At 37.6% G+C, this 18,337-nt stretch carries 19 protein-coding genes; 10 read left to right on the top strand and 9 right to left on the bottom strand.

Features of this window, described 5'->3' with window-relative positions; all coding sequences use genetic code 11:
- The first annotated feature begins 78 nt into the window (after nt 1–78).
- On the top strand, nt 79–732 hold the full coding sequence (locus tag AC1M83_RS02760; RefSeq protein ID WP_092766355.1) for a TetR/AcrR family transcriptional regulator: 654 nt from the start codon (nt 79–81) through the stop codon (nt 730–732).
- 118 nt (nt 733–850) lie between these two features.
- A complete protein-coding gene (gene argF / locus AC1M83_RS02755) occupies nt 851–1,771 on the top strand; it encodes an ornithine carbamoyltransferase (RefSeq protein WP_092766356.1) in 921 nt (306 codons plus the stop codon).
- Between the two features lie 49 nt (nt 1,772–1,820).
- Here the strand turns inward: argF and AC1M83_RS02750 are convergent, their stop codons facing one another.
- From AC1M83_RS02750 to rpiA, 8 genes are all read right to left on the bottom strand, one after another.
- Entirely contained in the window at nt 1,821–3,113 is a 1,293-nt protein-coding gene (locus AC1M83_RS02750) for an MFS transporter (RefSeq protein ID WP_092766357.1), read from the bottom strand.
- Between the two features lie 215 nt (nt 3,114–3,328).
- Nucleotides 3,329–3,682: a YnfA family protein gene (locus tag AC1M83_RS02745; protein WP_092766358.1), complete on the bottom strand. Its 354-nt coding sequence runs from the start codon at nt 3,680–3,682 to the stop codon at nt 3,329–3,331.
- A 61-nt stretch (nt 3,683–3,743) separates the two neighbouring features.
- Nucleotides 3,744–6,020 carry an ATP-dependent Clp protease ATP-binding subunit ClpA gene (gene clpA, locus AC1M83_RS02740; RefSeq protein ID WP_481588198.1) on the bottom strand — a complete coding sequence of 759 codons (2,277 nt, stop codon included), beginning with the start codon at nt 6,018–6,020 and terminating at the stop codon, nt 3,744–3,746.
- Between the two features lie 9 nt (nt 6,021–6,029).
- A complete protein-coding gene (clpS, locus tag AC1M83_RS02735; RefSeq protein WP_035263688.1) occupies nt 6,030–6,443 on the bottom strand; it encodes an ATP-dependent Clp protease adapter ClpS in 414 nt (137 codons plus the stop codon).
- Between the two features lie 16 nt (nt 6,444–6,459).
- A complete protein-coding gene (locus AC1M83_RS02730; protein WP_481589945.1) occupies nt 6,460–7,209 on the bottom strand; it encodes a DUF6776 family protein in 750 nt (249 codons plus the stop codon).
- A gap of 76 nt (nt 7,210–7,285) precedes the next feature.
- Complete coding sequence (argC, locus tag AC1M83_RS02725) at nt 7,286–8,335, bottom strand: N-acetyl-gamma-glutamyl-phosphate reductase (protein ID WP_481589944.1); 1,050 nt, start codon at nt 8,333–8,335, stop codon at nt 7,286–7,288.
- 646 nt (nt 8,336–8,981) lie between these two features.
- Nucleotides 8,982–9,665 carry a M48 family metallopeptidase gene (locus AC1M83_RS02720; protein WP_481589943.1) on the bottom strand — a complete coding sequence of 228 codons (684 nt, stop codon included), beginning with the start codon at nt 9,663–9,665 and terminating at the stop codon, nt 8,982–8,984.
- A 116-nt stretch (nt 9,666–9,781) separates the two neighbouring features.
- Nucleotides 9,782–10,453: a ribose-5-phosphate isomerase RpiA gene (rpiA, locus tag AC1M83_RS02715; protein WP_035263693.1), complete on the bottom strand. Its 672-nt coding sequence runs from the start codon at nt 10,451–10,453 to the stop codon at nt 9,782–9,784.
- A 104-nt stretch (nt 10,454–10,557) separates the two neighbouring features.
- Between rpiA and ilvA the strand changes: the two genes are divergently transcribed.
- From ilvA to AC1M83_RS02695, 4 genes are all read left to right on the top strand, one after another.
- Entirely contained in the window at nt 10,558–12,096 is a 1,539-nt protein-coding gene (ilvA, locus tag AC1M83_RS02710) for a threonine ammonia-lyase, biosynthetic (RefSeq protein ID WP_481589942.1), read from the top strand.
- A 114-nt stretch (nt 12,097–12,210) separates the two neighbouring features.
- The gene (locus tag AC1M83_RS02705) at nt 12,211–12,558 is read left to right on the top strand and encodes a hypothetical protein (protein ID WP_481589941.1); all 348 of its coding nucleotides are present in this window, start codon (nt 12,211–12,213) and stop codon (nt 12,556–12,558) included.
- Nucleotides 12,559–12,665: 107 nt separating this feature from the next.
- Nucleotides 12,666–13,322 (top strand): potassium channel family protein, encoded by a 657-nt coding sequence (locus AC1M83_RS02700; protein ID WP_035263698.1) that lies wholly within the window; start codon nt 12,666–12,668, stop codon nt 13,320–13,322.
- Nucleotides 13,322–14,671, top strand: coding sequence for a TrkH family potassium uptake protein (locus AC1M83_RS02695; protein ID WP_481588561.1), 1,350 nt, complete (start codon nt 13,322–13,324; stop codon nt 14,669–14,671). The genes AC1M83_RS02700 and AC1M83_RS02695 overlap by 1 nt, the downstream gene beginning before the upstream one ends.
- Nucleotides 14,672–14,912: 241 nt before the next feature.
- Here AC1M83_RS02695 and AC1M83_RS02690 read toward each other — a convergent pair whose 3' ends face one another.
- Nucleotides 14,913–15,236, bottom strand: coding sequence for a hypothetical protein (locus tag AC1M83_RS02690; protein ID WP_481589940.1), 324 nt, complete (start codon nt 15,234–15,236; stop codon nt 14,913–14,915).
- A gap of 186 nt (nt 15,237–15,422) precedes the next feature.
- Between AC1M83_RS02690 and AC1M83_RS02685 the strand changes: the two genes are divergently transcribed.
- The 4 genes from AC1M83_RS02685 (at nt 15,423) to AC1M83_RS02670 (ending at nt 18,320) form a co-directional block, all read left to right on the top strand.
- Nucleotides 15,423–16,322: a LysR substrate-binding domain-containing protein gene (locus tag AC1M83_RS02685; RefSeq protein WP_481589939.1), complete on the top strand. Its 900-nt coding sequence runs from the start codon at nt 15,423–15,425 to the stop codon at nt 16,320–16,322.
- A gap of 85 nt (nt 16,323–16,407) precedes the next feature.
- Nucleotides 16,408–17,493, top strand: a complete 1,086-nt coding sequence (gene trmA, locus AC1M83_RS02680; RefSeq protein WP_481589938.1) for a tRNA (uridine(54)-C5)-methyltransferase TrmA — start codon at nt 16,408–16,410, stop codon at nt 17,491–17,493.
- A gap of 242 nt (nt 17,494–17,735) precedes the next feature.
- Nucleotides 17,736–17,969, top strand: coding sequence for a hypothetical protein (locus AC1M83_RS02675; protein WP_035263705.1), 234 nt, complete (start codon nt 17,736–17,738; stop codon nt 17,967–17,969).
- Between the two features lie 114 nt (nt 17,970–18,083).
- Nucleotides 18,084–18,320 carry a hypothetical protein gene (locus AC1M83_RS02670; RefSeq protein WP_481589937.1) on the top strand — a complete coding sequence of 79 codons (237 nt, stop codon included), beginning with the start codon at nt 18,084–18,086 and terminating at the stop codon, nt 18,318–18,320.
- The last annotated feature ends 17 nt before the right edge of the window (nt 18,321–18,337 follow it).

Genomic DNA, 18,337 nt, shown 5'->3' with positions numbered 1-18,337 from the left:
TTATTTTGAGTGTCAGGCGTTAAGTGCTTTAATTTGTTATACTCCATCTTCAATTTCATTTTTCGCTATTGTTACTGCATGCAACATCCATTTCCGCATATTGAAACTTCTGGTTGTGATATGCCCCATACTCGCCGTGGTCAAGAACGACGTTTAGCATTATTGCTAAGCGCCAATACGCTATTCTTGGAACGTGGCTACGATGCTGTGTCTTTGGATGATATTGTTCAACATGCTGGAGGCTCCAAAGCATCTATTTATAAATATTTTGGCGGCAAAGAAGGCCTTTTTACTGCTATATGTGATTATCGACGTGAACTCTTTTTTAAAGATATCTGTGTTGCATATGATCCAGATCATGGCGATTTTAGATCTTATCTGATACATACACTACTTAACTTTCATCGCCACATTAAAAAAGAAGATCATACTGCCTTTATGCGCCTCGTGATTGAGCAATCCCAAAAAAATCCAGAACTTGCTCTTTATTTGCACGAAAAAGGCCCTAAACATATCCAGTTAGCGATCGCAAATGCATTAGAAAATGCGCATAAACTTGGTGTGTTAAAATGTGAAAATCCTTTATTTTCTGCTCAATTATATTTTGGAATCTTAAGAAATTTAGAATGGAAAATTTTAATGGGGATACCAGTACTTGAAACCGATCAAGAAACCATCGAATACATCAGCTATTCTGTCGATCGCTTCCTAGATGGGCACCAAAAAGTCTAGTTTTTTTGCAATTCTCTTTACATATAGTATATTAGTCGATTCTCGTTTTTTTTCATCAACCAACAATTATTGGTCGTCTCATTCACTATTTTGACGAAACAATGATTGTGGAGTAACCATGGCTCTACGACATTTTCTTACTTTACGTGACCTTTCAACTGCAGAATTAAATCGCATTATTGATCGTGCTATAGAATTAAAACGCATGCAGCATAATCATGAAGTCTACCAACCCTTTGTTGGTAAAGTAATGGGAATGATTTTTGAAAAATCGAGCACACGTACCCGTGTTTCTTTTGAAGCGGGTATGACCCAATTTGGTGGTAGCGCAATTTTCCTCTCGTCCCGGGATACGCAATTAGGTCGCGGCGAACCGATTGAAGATTCAGCTCGCGTTATTTCAAGCATGCTTGATATTGTGATGATTCGTACTTTTGGCCACGATATTGTCACACGTTTTGCAGAATATTCTAAAGTCCCAGTTATTAATGCACTGACCGATGATCACCACCCTTGCCAATTGCTTGCTGATGTTCAAACATTCGTAGAACACCGTGGCGCTATCCAAGGCAAAACCGTTGCGTGGATTGGTGATGGTAATAATATGTGTAACTCATATATCGAAGCTGCACATATGTGGGGCTTTAAACTTAAGATTGCATCACCAAAAGGTTATGAACCAAAACCTGAATTTCTCTCTGAATTCGCGCACTGCGCCGAAGTTGTAGACTCTGCTGAAGATGCTGCAGTGAATGCCGACCTTATCGTTACTGATGTTTGGGCCAGCATGGGACAAGAAGAAGAGCAAAAAATTCGTGAAAAAGCTTTTGCTGATTTTCAAGTCAATGAACGTCTAATGGATCTTGCTCATCCAGACTGTTTATTTATGCACTGTTTACCTGCCCATCGCGGTGAAGAAATTTCAGAAAATATGCTCGATCACAAAAATGCTGTGGTATGGGATGAAGCTGAAAACCGCCTTCACGCTCAAAAAGCACTTGTTGAGTTCCTCATCAATGAAAGCTTAAAAAAAGATTAATTTCATCCACTAAAAAAGCACCCTCGGGTGCTTTTTTATTTTCTAAATCTCAATGATCATCTTTTAAATATTTAGGTTCTTTGGGAAGTTGCCAACTACAAAAGAAACATACGATTAAAATAATGATCACGTAAATAAAAAATGAATTTTCAATTCCTGCGGCCTTAAACTGCAAGGCAACAGAAGGTGCAGAACCACCAAATACGGCATTACCTATCGCATAAGAGAAACCTACACCCAACGCACGTACATGCGGAGGAAACATTTCAGCTTTTACAATACCGCCAATAGAGGTATACAAACTAAGCAATAGCATCAGGAAAATCAGTAGCATCGCGACAATGAATGGAGTTTCGCTAAAATATCTCATCCCGATTGCCATGACTGGATAGATAAATATAGCCATCAGACCACTAAATAACAGCATAGAATTTCTGCGACCAATACGATCTGACAATGCACCAAAGAATGGTTGCGCCACCATGAGTACAAAAATGCAGGCTGTCATCATCAACCCTACCGTTTTAGGATCTATTCCAATATTGGTAAGGTAAGTTTTTGAGTAAACTGTAATCACATAGAAACTAAGAGAGCCTGCTGAAGTATAACCAACCACCAAAAGGAAAGTTTTCCAGTGATTTTTAAAAAGCTCACGAAGTGTACCAGAATCTTCTTTATCACTTTCATCACTGGATAAAGTCTCTTCTAATCTACTTCTCGCTAATAAAGATAAAATTGCTGCAACACCACCAATAATAAATGGAATTCGCCATCCCCCATCATAAAGCTGCTGTTCAGACATAAAAGCTAAGAATATTACACCCAATAAACTTGCAAGGAGTTGACCACCCGTGAGCGTTACGTATTGAAATGATGAAAAAAAGCCACGTTGACCTTTTAAACCCAATTCACTCATATAAGTCGCCACAGCACCATATTCACCACCAACGGATAAGCCTTGAAGCAATCGAACCATTAATAATAAAAACGGTGCAGCCATACCCACTTGCTCATACGTTGGTAACGCTGCAAACATGAAAGAACTTATAGCCATCAATATAATTGAGATGACCATTGATTTTTTTCGACCGTGTTTATCTGCAATTCGACCAAAAAGCCAACTACCGATAGGTCGCATAAAAAAGCTTGCTGCAAATACACCCCACACATAGATGGCTTGGGTAGAACTATCCATATCTGGCGCAGTTAAAGCTTGGGTAAAATATACAGCAAATACTGCATATATATAAAAATCAAACCACTCAACTAAATTACCAGAAGCTGCACCAATAATTCCTTTGATACGGCTGGTTTTTTCTTGCTTGGAATATGTTGTAGACAAATGAAAAATCCTTATTCTAATTACATTGTTTATTGTCGAATAATGATGAAACTCTGAAGTATTTCAAAATTATAGGCGGAAAATATATGCTTATTTCATGCCAATTTAAAAAGCCTTTATGTAAATTTTATTAAATAGGCTTCTAAATTTTTCTCAAAAATATTCAAGGTCGATTTATTATTAATTTAATTAAACAGACTTTCTCCTATAACAACTCACCGAATTAAGCCTTGTGGCTGTAAAATGATAATCAGCGCCCCGAAAATAACCACTCCGCCACCAATGATATCCCATTTAGTAAGATCCATTTGATCCACAAACTTTAACCACAACAATGCCGAACAAATATAAATACCTCCATATGCAGCATATATTCGACCTGATGCTGCTGGATGCAAAGTCAATAACCACACAAAAGCAGCGAGTGCGACAAAAGTGGGTAGCCACAACCAATGCGAACGCCCTTGATTTAGGATCAAATATGGAAAGTAACACCCTAATATTTCCATCAGTGCTGTCAGAAAAAATAAAGCTGTCGTAGATATTACTTTTGTAACTTGTATGTCCATACTTTCACCCAAAAATTAAAGCCCGTTTAAATAAACGGGCTTTAATACAATTAATAACACACTATGCTGGTTCAGCTGCAGAATCTTCAAATACTTCCAACTTTAATCCAACGGCTTTGCCATCTTCTTTTTTAACTGTTACTGCTACATTACCGCCGTTTTCAGCCAGCTCACCAAATAAAATCATTTCAGCAAGCGGCTTTTTCAAATGCTCTTGAATCAAACGCTGCATTGGACGAGCACCCATCAGACGATCATAACCATTTTCACTTAACCAATCTCGTGCAGACTGATCTACTTCTAAAACAACTTTTTTATCATCAAGTTGAGCTTGAAGTTCTGTAAGGAATTTATCTACTACAGAATCGATTACTGTCGTAGGTAGAGCTTTAAATTGAATAACCCCATCTAAGCGGTTTCTAAACTCTGGTGTAAATGCCTTCTTCATTGCTTCCTGATTATCACGACTATTATCTTGCTCTGTAAAACCAATACTTGTACGGGAAATACTTTCAGCGCCAATATTCGTTGTTAACACTATAATGACATTTCTGAAGTCTGACTTACGACCATTATTATCAGTTAATGAACCATGATCCATGACTTGCAGCAATAAATTAAACACATCAGGATGTGCCTTTTCAATCTCATCCAATAACAATACACAATGTGGATTTTTATGTATTGCGTCAGTCAGTAAGCCACCTTGATCAAAACCAACATAACCTGGAGGTGCACCAATTAAACGTGAAACCGCATGGCGTTCCATATATTCAGACATATCAAATCTGACTAGTTCAACACCGAGTAGTTTTGCAAGTTGTTTTGTTACCTCAGTTTTACCTACACCAGTAGGTCCTGCAAATACAAAACTACCAACTGGCTTATCTGGTGCTTTAAGCCCAGCTCGTGACAATTTAATTGCAGAGGATAATGCGGTAATCGCCTCATCTTGACCAAATACAACTCGTTTAAGATCACGCTCTAAGTGCTCAAGTACAGATTTATCATCTTTAGACACAGTTTTAGGTGGAATTCGTGCAATTTTCGAAACAATATCTTCAATATTTTCAACTGTAATCAAAGTGTTATCTTGATCAGCTCTCAAACGTCGTTGTGCCCCTGCTTCATCTATTACGTCAATCGCTTTATCTGGGAGGAAGCGATCATTGATAAATTTAGCCGATAACTCAACTGCAGAAACAAGAGCTGCATCATCATATTGAACTTTATGAAATTCTTCAAATTTAGACTTGAGTCCACGAAGAATATCAATTGTTTCATTAATTGATGGCTCATTAACATCAATTTTTTGGAAACGGCGTGATAATGCATGATCTTTTTCAAAAACTTGACGATATTCTTGAAACGTTGTTGAGCCAATGCAACGTAAAGTACCATTTGCCAATGCAGGTTTGATTAAATTCGATGCATCCATAGTGCTACCCATACTTGAGCCTGCACCAATGATCATATGAATTTCATCAATAAACAAAATTGCTTCGGGCTTCTTCTTTAGGGCATTTAACAATTGCTTTAATCGTTTCTCAAAGTCACCACGGTATTTTGTACCTGCAACAAGTGCACCGATATCTAAACTATAGATTTCCGCATTCAGCAGTGGCTTTGGTGCTTTATTGTTAACAATCAGCCAAGCCAAACCTTCTGCTATGGATGTTTTACCCACACCTGGATCACCCACCAAAAGCGGATTGTTTTTACGACGTCGACATAGAATTTGAGCTGCACGCTCAATTTCTTTTTCACGACCAATCAAAGGATCGGTTTTACCCTTTAAAGCTTCTGCATTGAGATTTAGGGTATAAAGTTCTAATGGACCTGCATTTGCTGAGGCTGAGTTTTCACCATCTAAGTCATCCGTTTCTTCTTCAGCTGGAACATCTTCCTTACGCGCACCGTGTGAAAGATATTGAGTTAAAGTAAGACGATTGATTTGGTGGCGTTTTAGCAAATAAACCGCAAATGAATCTCGTTCTGAGTACATTGCCACCAGTACATCTGCACCTTCAACCGTCCGATCTCCACCACTAGACTGAACATGGAAAATTGCACGTTGCAATATACGATCAAAGCTTTCTGTAGGATGAGGCGCTTGCTCAGCATTATCGCCTAATTTAGGCGTATGTTGCTCTACATACTCTTCAAGTTCTTTACGCAAACTGACAATTTCTGCACCGCAGGCTTTTAGTGCATTCACGGCAGAATCATTATCTAAAAGTGCGAGTAACAAATGTTCAACTGTAAGAAACTCATGTCTCTTTTGACGAGCCATGCTAACAGCCAAACGCAGTGATACTTCTAATTGACGACTGAGCATGTGATCCCCTTATTCTTGTGGCTCGATCTGGCAAAGCAATGGATGACTTTGAGAGCGCGCATAATTGTTGACTTGATTCGCCTTGGTTTCAGCAATGTCTCTAGGATAGACACCTGCGATACCTTTCCCTTGATAATGTACTGTTAGCATTACTTCGGTAGCTTGGTCAAGATTCAATGCAAAGTATTGTTGTAAAATTTCAATTACAAAATCCATTGGCGTGTAATCATCATTCAACAATACCACATTGTATAAGGGAGGTCGCTTAAATTGCGGTGGTGCTGTTGCTACAGCTAAATCGCCATCGGCTTCATCATTTTGTGCATCACTCAATCGTGGATTGAAGTGCCAATCCACCAATCCAGATTGTTGAAATGATAATTTAATGTCATTGAGACATTTATGACGTTTATTACTTCGCATAGCACTCTATAATCTATTATTGAGAATTTGCCGCAGCTTGCGGTACTTCAGCTGCAAATGCAGCAGTTGATTCGATTGCTTCACCACGTTGCCAACTAAAGCGCTTGGTTTGAGCACTTGAACCTTTTACACGGATTTCAATAAATTGGGGCGTAAAGCCTTTTGGCATCGTCCAACGACCAGTTAATCGCTGATAATGGTCGAAATTGAATGATTTTTCTGAAATTGGAACAACCAAGACTTCCGTACCTTGAATTAATCTGATTTCAATTTCACCAGATGCTCTACGTTTATTCGGACTGACTTGAACTAAATCAACCTGATATTCATATACATTTTCTGGAAGCGACTTAACAGCTAAATTTTGCACTGTTAAACTTAATCCACCACGTTGTCTCAGCACTTCTCGGAAAATCGCACTCTGACCTTCAATTTGAAGTTTTTCAGCGTTGGCTTGATTTAATGCAGCATACATATCATTTGAGTTAGTTACAGCAACATCACGTTCTTGAACTGAGGTATTTAATTTCTTATTCAGCTCAGATAATTCTTTTTTTTGTTTTTCGACAACTTCAACCAATTGTTCCGCGTCAGCATCATAACCAACTACAGTTAGACCTTGACGATGACCAACCGTATAGCCCAGAAGTAAACTGCCTGCACATAAGATGATTCCACCCGCCATAAGGGGTTTATTCGATTGAAAAAAACCGATATTTTTTTCATCTTTATGCTGTGACGTATTATTTGATTCTGAGTTTTGCATCGTCATCTCTAATTTATAAAATCAAAACACACATTTAACTGCAAAGTTAAATGTGTGTGAAGTCTAAAAAGGTTTTTTATGGTAATAAACCAATCACGTTAAGGCCTGCATTTTCCGCAAATCCAAACATTAAATTCATGTTTTGAACAGCTTGTCCTGCTGCACCTTTCACCAAGTTATCTTGGGCAACTAAAATGACTAACTTTGTTGGTTGTGGTTTATACAACGCAATACGTAAATCATTTGATCCACGAACAGAACGAGTTTCTGGTGAACTTCCTGCCGGCATAACATCAACAAACTGCTCGTTTTGGTAGAACTGTTCGTAAATTACTTGCAAATCGGCTTGCTGACCTGCTTCTGTTAAGTCGATATATATTGTAGATAACATGCCACGAATCATCGGCACCAAATGCGGAACAAAAAGGATATTGTCAAATACACCTTTCTGTCCCGATATATTTTCAAGCGCTTCAACAATTTCAGGATGATGGCGATGCCCTGCAACACCGTAGGCTTTGAAGTTATCAGCATTTTCAGTATAGATCATGCCTAAACTTGCTTTGCGTCCAGCTCCAGATACACCAGATTTTGCATCAATAATAATACTTTCAGGTTTTACCAATACTTCTGAAGATCTCAGTACAGGCGCCAAACCAATTTGAACTGTCGTTGGATAACAACCAGGATTACCAATCACTTGAGCTTGTTTAATTTTTTCACGATTGAGCTCAGAAAGCCCATACACTGAATTTTTAAGTAGATCTGGACAAGCATGCTCCATACCGTACCATTTTTCAAATTGCGCTAAATCCTGCAAACGAAAGTCAGCGGCTAAATCGATTACTTTTGTATTCGCTGCTACTAATTCTTCAGCGTGTTTCATCGCTACACCATGTGGTGTCGCAAAAAACACAACATCGCAAGACTTTAATAAATCTAAGCTTAAATCTGAAAACTCTAGATCGGTATGACCACGTAAACTTGGAAACATATCATCGACACGACGACCAGCCTCAGTACGAGAAGTCAGTGCTTTCACTTGAACATTTGGGTGTCGCAGCAAAAGACGCAAAAGTTCAACGCCTGTATATCCTGTACCACCAACAATACCAACTGAAATCACGATATCTACCTCTAAATGACTGTATTCGTTACAGGCAGTAGTATGACAGGAACTTGTGACTTTCTGAACCCTTTCATATGGGAATGCTGTTATTTTATAAGTTTAATAATTTAGATGGCTCTGTTAAGCATCTAATAAAGTCTATCATGTGACTTCATTGATTTTCTTGCCAACTCAAATAGCATAAATACAGTGCAAATATAAACCCTGGGAGAGCAAAAAATACGATCGGATCCTGTTTCACAACAAAAGGAGTTACCCCCCATACCGAACATAACCCTCCACTCACGGAAAGCAATTTAGAAATCCTTTTTTGATTTATCCATAAAGTTGCCATAATCGATAATATCAACCACGCTATAGCCCCGCCAAAAAGCGATAAATAGTTCGTCCAATGATAGTGAATAGGATTAATCGGGTTCAGTAGAATATACATGAGGATGCTATAAAGCATTAAAGCAGGTACAGACAAAATTAGAATCAAAAAACACACACCAATTCGTCTTATGAGCATATTAGTGACAAACTAACCAAACAGAGCAATCATGATAGCCAAAATTTAGAATACCAGTCGCCAAATCAGACTAATTGACTAGCGCTAAACAATTGATTTTTTAATATCGACAAAGCAATCCCAGCATAATCATTAATTATGCATCCACCAATATGGCAACGGCGTTATTTTTAATTTTTTTCGGTTAAGTTTAAAATCTGGATCATACTTCGCCACTTCCGCCCAAAACTGAGCACTATGATCAAAATGCTTTGTATGTGCTAATTCATGCACACAAACATAGCGTGTTATTTCCTGAGGAAAAAGCACCAAAGCACTATTCAACATAATGTCATGACGTGCTGTACAACTTCCCCACCGCGTTTTTGGCTGACGAATCTTACAGCCATGATAAGCTAAACCACACTGATCAGATACTTGAGCCAGATATACAGGCAGATGCTGTTTAGCATAATCAATAACAAAGGCTTTTAAATATTGTTCAGGCTGACGATCACTCACACACAGCTCATTCATCACTGAATCAAACTTATAGTTGAATTTCTGCTGAATATATTGAATTTGAATAGGATTTTCTAAATTAAATAACTGTAATGATAAAGGTAAAACGCGATCAATCTGTTGAATTTTACTTTGTTGTGCCTGCCAAGTTTGAACAATCCAAGCTTCTGAATCTTGAACAAACTGTTGTATTTGTTTATGGGTACAGAACCATGGCGCAGTCACACGAATTGACGTTCCATCTATACGTAGACGTAGTCTTTTCGATCGAGTACTTTTGGTGATTTCAATATCAGGAAGGTCGGATAAAGTCATTGTTATTCTTTAATTATTAAATCCCATCAGCCCCCCCTTTAAGAAAGGGGGGGGAAGAAAAGCCCCTCTATTTAAAAGAGGGAGTTTGGGGAGACTAGCTCGTCAAGGAGTTAAAATTAAACCGCTGTACGCTCTTCAATACCATTGTTGGTCGCAACAATCGCAATGTCTGCTTTATTCAAAGCAAAGATACCGTTGCATACCACACCAGGAATATCATTCAATGTTTTTTCAAGCTCAAGTGCATTTAAGATATTTAAGTTATGCACGTCTAAAATCACGTTACCATTGTCGGTCACTACACCTTCACGGTACGCTGGGTCGCCACCTAAAGAGACAATTTTACGAGCAACAGCAGAACGTGCCATTGGAATCACTTCAACAGGAAGTGGAAAATCACGCCCCAACTGATCTACCCATTTAGAATCATCTACGATACAGACGAATTTTTTTGCAATCGATGCCACGATTTTTTCACGTGTCAATGCCGCCCCACCACCTTTGATCATGTGCATATGACGATCAATCTCATCTGCACCATCTACATATGCATCAAGACCACCCACTGAGTTCATATCTACCACTTCAATACCCAGCTTCTTCAAACGCTGCGCAGTCGCTTCCGAACTTGCAACAGCAGCTTCTAATTGAAGTTCAGGAAGTAAATCAATCAAAAAGTTAACAGTACTGCCTGTGCCTACGCCTAAAATGCCCCCTTTCGGTAAGTGTTTTAAAGCTGCTTGTGCTGCTGCTTGTTTTTTCTCATCTTGGGTTGCATATAGACTCATGACTTCACTCAACTATTTTGGACTTTTGCAGTTATTTTAAACCGCTAAGCCTTATGGTTTGTTACAATAAGCGCCTATTTTAAACTGTTAGATGGAAAATTAACATGCTGTCTCGTTTGGTTCGACAAATTTTACAAGCAACGGTATACGACGTTGCTATCGAAACCCCACTCGAAGCGGCACCACGAATTAGTGAACGTCTTAACAATAATATTCGTTTTAAACGTGAAGACCTACAACCCGTATTCTCCTTCAAACTCCGCGGTGCCTATAACAGAATCAGCCAACTTCCTAAAGCTCAACTAGAACGAGGTGTCATTACCGCTTCTGCTGGTAACCATGCTCAAGGCGTAGCACTCTCAGGAAAAAAATTAGGAATTCGCGCGATTATTGTGATGCCTAAGACAACCCCAGACATTAAAGTCCAAGCTGTAAAGCGTTTAGGTGGTGAAGTCGTACTTCATGGTGATTCTTTTGATATCGCAAATAAATACGCAATTCAACGTGCGCAAGAAGAAGGAATGACTTTTATTCCGCCTTATGACGATGAACTCGTTATGGCTGGTCAAGGTACAATTGCCAATGAAATTTTACGTCAATGGCGAGATGTGGATTATGTATTTGTTGCCGTTGGTGGTGGCGGTTTGATTGCAGGTGTTGCTGCTTACCTTGGTGATGTAGCACCACATGTTAAAGTTATTCCTGTGGAATATGACGAGTCAGCTTGTTTAAAAGCTGCTTTAGAAGTAAATGAACGTGTGATTCTGCCTTCAGTTGGTTTATTCGCCGATGGTACAGCTGTGGCGCAAATCGGTGAAAAACCTTTTGAAGTGATTCGTCTGCAAAAATCTGACAATTCAGGTCCAATCGTAGAACCAGAAGTTGTTCTTGTGAATACTGATGAAATATGCGCAGCAATTAAAGACACCTATGATGAATGCCGTAGTATTGTTGAGCCGTCAGGTGCGATGGCACTTGCTGGTATTAAAAAATATGTGGCTGAGCACGGCTTAGAAGGTAAAAACATCGTTTCAATTGTATGCGGTGCAAATATGAACTTTGACCGTTTACGATATATTGCAGAACGAACTGAATTAGGTGAACGTAAAGAAGCTATTTTTGCTGTCACGATTCCTGAACAAAAAGGTGCATTCCTCAATTTCTGTCGTGCCCTTCAAGGTCGAAATATTACTGAATTCAACTACCGTGCAAGTAGTGCGACTGCAGCGCAAGTATTTGTTGGAATTAGTTTAAAAAGCGGCGAAAAAGAACGTCAAGAAATATTCGAGACATTAAAGTTTCAGTACGATGTGGATGACTTATCTGATGATGAAGTTGCCAAATTACATATTCGCTACCTGATCGGTGGTCATGCTGATATTGAAAATGAACGTTTATTCCGCGTTGAATTTCCTGAACGTCCAGGTGCATTATTAACATTCTTGGAACGTCTTGGTCCAACGCATAACATTACCCTGTTTCATTATCGTAATCATGGCGCGGCTGAAGGTCGTGTATTGGTTGGACTCGAAGCTGAAGATGCACAACAAAACCCTGATGGTTTAGTTGAAACATTAGAAAGTATCAATTATCCATACGAAGAAATTACCAATAATCTTGGTTATCAACGTTTCCTCAAATAAAATCAATACAGCCTGTCATTTTGACAGGCTTTTTTAATTCAATAATTGATATACAATTAAAATCGAAAGATAGAAAAAACGATCACTTTAAAATTTTAGATATTAAGATAAATCATGCAAATATGGTTCAGTTTTGTAGTAATTCCTTTTCTCATGTGGATCATCTTTTCCGCAATTCTGTTTATTTCGAAATATCTATATACTGAAGTTACCACCTTAAGCAAATTCCTCGAAGTTTTTATTTTTTTAGGTTATGCAGCACTCCCCTATATCATGTTGGGATTAGCACCTATTTATCGTTATCGTATGACGTTGATATATATGATGGCAATTGTGCTCATGACAAGTTTCGTTCATGCTAACTTTATGATCGATCATATTCATTTAACTTATATTTACTTAGCACTTTCATGGACATTGATTTCAATTACGATTTACTATTTTTATAGTGATCACAAATAATCCTCAACAAATGAATTGAATCAACTCAGATCAACAAGATAAACTCACTCGAAGCGAAATTAAAATCAAATCATTACTTTCTGATCTTTAAAATTTTAGGATATTCAATGGCGCTATTTGCAGTAATTGGCTTAGGCAGCTTTGGTGGTACAGTTGCATTAGAACTCACTCAATTAAAACATGATGTGATTGGAATCGATACTGAAAAAAAATACGTTGAAAATATCTCTGATAACATCAGTCATGCTGTCATCGCCGATGCCACAGATGAACATGTACTTCGAGAACTGAATGTACAGAATTGCGATGCCGTCGTTGTCGCAATTGGAGAAGATATTGAGGCCAGTATTCTATGTGTCCTCAACCTTAAAAATTTAGGCGTAGAAAAAATCCTAGTAAAAGCAAAATCGAAAGCCCATCATATGATTTTGACGCATCTCGGTATTGGTCAAATTATTCATCCAGAAGAAGACATGGGTATTCGCGTTGCACAATCATTAAGCTACCCAATGGTTAGACGCTATATGGCGTTGAATGATGACCGTTATATTGTCAAAGTGGAAGTGGGTGAAAAACTACAAGGTGTAGAATTTAAAGATATCATGGAGCACAGCGACGGCGTACAAACATTATTATTACAACGTGGCACACATGTAATTTATGACATCGCACCTGGTACATTGCTGCAAAAAAATGACATTTTAATTGTTGAAGGTCCAGTCAATCTTTTACGTAAACTCTCATCGAGATTTATTTCGAAATGATGAAATTTTATGATCAATTGATCAATAAAAAAACGCAAAGTATTAATTTGAGTCCACCAAGTTTGCTTGCTTTGGGCTTTCTCAGTTTTATTATCATTGGAACATTACTGCTAAAACTTCCCTTTGCTCATGAAGGAAATGTCTCTTGGCTAGAAGCCTTATTTACCGCCACGTCTGCTGTGACAATTACGGGACTTTCTGTGGTCAATATTGGCGAGGCATATACGACTTTTGGTCAGTTCATCATTATGCTACTCATCCAATGTGGTGGCTTAGGATTCATGACCTTCGCAATTTTGGCTGCTTTGAGCCTTTCCACTAAACTTGGTTTAAAGCAACAAGTGATGGCTCAAGAAACAATTGGTCAAACCAGTTTAGCAAGGGCCTCGTTCACTGTTAAAGCCGTCTTATTGTATTCTCTATTTTTCGAAGGGATTGGAACATTCATCCTGACATTTACATGGCTTCAATACTACGATTTTAGTGATGCTCTGTTTTATGCAGCCTTTTACAGTATCTCAGCATTTAATAATGGTGGTTTCTCTCTTTTTCCAAACAGCTTAATGAGCTTTTCAGGTCAATATGCTGTAACACTGACCATAAGTATGTTGTATATCATTGGTGGAATAGGTTTTGTGGTACTTATGGATATCAAACGCGCTCATAAGTGGAAAAAACTCTCAACAAACAGCAAACTCATTCTTTCTACTATCGCAGGACTCAATCTATTTGCCTTTATTATGATTTGGTGTTTAGAAGCAAATAATCCATTGACCCTCGCCCCAATGTCAATTGGAGACCAAGCATTAAATGCTTGGTTTCATGCCACAGTACCGCGATCCTCTGGATTTAATAGTATTGATATGGCCAGTATGAGTGATCCAGCAACCTTGGTGACTATGCTATTAATGTTTATTGGAGGCGGATCTTTAAGTACTGCTGGTGGTATTAAAGTAGGTACATTTATTATTGTAGTATTAAGTGTGATCACGTTTTTGAGACGAGCTGACGAAGTCACTGTTTTTAAACACTCGATTCCTGCAACGGTCACCTATAAAGCTCTTGCGGTCATTAGCATAACTGCTATGCTCATTTTCATTGGTTTCTTTACGCTGTTAATTTTAGAGCCTAATAAACGTTTTCTAGATTTACTATTTGAAGCTGTTTCCGCGGCTTGTACAGTCGGATTATCTAGAGGTATTACTTCAGAATTACAACCTGCAAGTTTATATATGCTCATGATACTGATGTTTGCGGGTCGTCTCGGTCCTTTGACATTGGCTTATTTAATTGCAACCCCTAAAAAAAGCAGGTTGAGTCATCCTAATGCTGAAATCCAAGTGGGTTAGATAGAATTCACTTGGATCTAAGGTGAAGTTGCTCGATAAAACACGAACCAATCCAAAAATAGATTAGATGTTTATAGCCATAAGTGCATTTTATGATAGCCATGATTTCTTTATGCAAAGCATTGAACTTATCATGAATTAACACAAACTTAGAACTTTGCAATCAATAACCCAATACAAAGAAATTAAAAGACTCAAGGTAACCCCAAGTCTTTTTACCATATGCGTGTGATTAAAAAAATTATGATTGGAAACCAATATAACGATTGAGGTTTTCGACACCCAATGCAACTTTATAAATTTTAAAGTGAGCTAAATCAGAACGTGTAATCTCAGTAAACACATCCGAGTTTTCATCATCTGCATGAATTTCATCTACTGTGCGAGGCATAGTTGCTTCAAATTCATCTGAAATAAATTCAAATCCCAAGTCCATAGCAATAAACAATGTATGATCACAAGGTTGAATATATTGCTCTTCATTCCAGTCGATAACAGCGTGTTGACAATGCGGGCACTGTACATTTTCTTGAGGATCTTGAAGTTCAATTGTTGTATAAGCCATGTCAACCTTAAGTATTACGTGCTATAAAACATAAGTTTAACCATTGCTTTTAGATTTTTAAATAGCCCTCTTTATTCATTACTACATATAACAACCTTAGATTTTAGAGAAAACACAGCAACGCAATTGACTATTCAGAACAATAATGTATTTTTTAACAAAACGTCGCATATATGGAATGAATCCATGCTTTCAGATTTAGATGATTTTTATTGCTTTGCCCTTGTTGTCGAACATGGTGGTTTTAGCGCTGCCGAGCGAGCAACTGACATTCCCAAATCAAAATTGAGTCGACGTGTTTATAATTTAGAAGAAAATCTCGGTGTAAGGCTTATTCAACGTAGTTCACGTCATTTTGCTGTCACTGATATTGGGATGAACATTTATCGCCATGCGCAAGTAATGATGAATGCTGCCCAATCTGCTCATGATTTGGTAGATCATTTAAGTGAACAACCAAGAGGCTTAATTCGTGTCAGTTTACCCGTATCAATTGCCCAGCATGAAATGACCAAAATACTGCCAAATTTCCTTAAGCAGTATCCTGAAATCAAAGTTCAATTGATGGTTACTAATCGACGTGTCGATATCATCAATGAAGGAATTGATTTAGCGCTTCGTGTTCGCTCAAGTTTGGATGATGACCCAAGTTTGGTCATTCGAAAATTTGAAAATATTGAACAACATCTTTTCGCCAGTCAGGCTTATCTTAATGAATTTGGATCTATCAAAAAACCTGAAGAACTCTCAAATCATCGAATATTAAGTATGGTTGATGAACATACTGATCAACAACTCGTTCTACATGATTCAAACAACAAATCGATTAAAGTCAAAGTGAGTCCAGTCGTGATGGGCTCTGATCTACTTATGCTTGCACAACTTTCAAGTGACAATTGTGGGGTAGCATTACTCCCAGACAGTATTGTTGAAGATTATATTAAAGATGGGCGTCTTGTTAAGGTTCTGCCTAACTGGAATGCACCACACGGTATTTTTCATGTGGTTTACCCTTCTCGCCGTGGTTTATTACCAGCTGTACGTGTGTTCATCGACTACTTAGTTGAGCACCTCACCAAAAGATAGTCACAACAGCACAAAGATTTAGAAGAATGTTGGCTTATTATTTGCTACCATTCACTCTGCTTTGTGCTAGTTTTTTTAGATTTTTATGACTTCTATTTATCAACAACAACTTGATGCAAAAATTGAACGTATCCGCAATCAATTTGCTGAATATCAACCACCTGAACTAGAAGTTTTTTCATCTCCTGAAAAACATTTCCGTATGCGAGCTGAGTTCCGTATTTGGCATACAGAAGATGATATGTTTTATGCCATGTTTGAACGCGCGGAAGATGGTATTCAAAAGAAAGTTGTACGTGTTGATGAGTTTCCAATCGCGGATAAATCTATTAATGATTTAATGCCAGTTCTCCTGTCTGAACTAAAATCAAATGCAGTGCTCTCTAAGCGTCTGTTTGAAGTACATTTTCTTTCTACGTTGAACGGTGAAATGCTGGTTTCATTGATTTATCGTTGTCCGCTTGACCAAGACTGGGAACAACTAGCAAAAAATTTATCTTCAAAACTCAATATTAAGATTATTGGTCGCAGCCGTGGTCAAAAAATTGTATTGACGGATGAATATGTAATTGAAGAATTACAAGTATTTGACCGTAAATTCAAATATAAGCAAATTGAAAGTAGCTTCACGCAACCAAATGCGCAAGTTTGTCAAAAAATGCTGGAGTGGGCATGTAATGCAGCTCAAACCAGTGATAAAGATCTTTTAGAGCTTTATTGCGGTAATGGTAATTTTACCCTTCCATTATCGCTAAAGTTTAATCGCGTTCTAGCAACGGAACTGGCTAAATCATCAGTTTATGCAGCGCAATGGAATATTGAGCAAAATCAAATTAATAATATTCAAGTTACTCGCCTTTCAGCTGAAGATTTTACCTTAGCATTCAATGCAGAACGTGGGTTTAGACGTTTACAAGAAGCCAATATTGATATTCAAAGTTATGACTTCGATACTGTATTTGTAGATCCACCTCGTGCAGGCATTGATGATGATACCTTGAAGCTGCTTCAACGCTTTAACCGTATTATTTATATTTCATGCAATCCAGATACTTTGCACGACAATTTAAAGATGTTATCGGAAACTCATAAAATCACTAAATTTGCGCTGTTCGATCAATTTCCTTATACCCACCATGTCGAGTCAGGCGTTCTTTTAGAGAAAATTTAAACAATTTATTTCTTACTAAATGGACAGTTCTTACACTGTCCATTTTTTATGCTTTTTGAATTTCACTTAAAAATCATATGAATAAAGAAAAATTTAATTTTTCAATGTCATAATTTCGTTAAACTTTAGGTTTATCATCGAAATATTTATTTTAAAATGTGCTTTAAATCACGATTACAAACTTGCATTAAATTTTAAATCGACTATATTTCGACCTATCTTTGGTTGCAAATGAAGGCTCTATGAGTTTTTGGCAAAAGCTGTTTTCATCAGATTCGCAGCAGAACGAGCATAAAAATCAAATTGCTTGTGTTGAAAATGATTGTTCATGTAAGACTAACGATCAGTTGATCGAGGCTTTACAAAAGGCATCAGATGAAGATGTAATCCGCGGAATCAAAAAAGTTCTTATTTCGCGTGGCTATTCAAAAAAAGATCTTACTGATTTATTGAGTAACAAAATCACCCTTCAGTAAAGAAAAAAAGCACTGCATAGACAGTGCTTTTTTTATGATAAATTTTCTGTTCAATTTAAAAATGTTCAATTAAGATAAGCTCATAGGATAATTAAAAATACATTTGGGGATTCAATGAAAAATATTCTATTCATTATTTTAGGGGCGACTTTCATATCGCTTAGTGGTTGTAATAAGCTACCTTCAGCATGTGAGAAAGTTTGGGGCAACATTGAAAAATTAGCGAAAGAGAGCGGTATTCCTCAAACTGCCATAGATCGTCAAAAAAACGAGTTTGAAGAGCAAATTAAACAGCTTCCTAAAGAAGATGCAATTAAAAATTGTGAAGCACAAAATGCTTTCTTCTCATAACTTCATTTGAGTTGAAT

The organism is Acinetobacter sp. 25-47-130 (genome assembly GCF_056779705.1).
The sequence above is the reverse complement of the archived record's forward strand: the minus strand, read 5'-3'. Positions and strand labels throughout refer to the sequence as shown.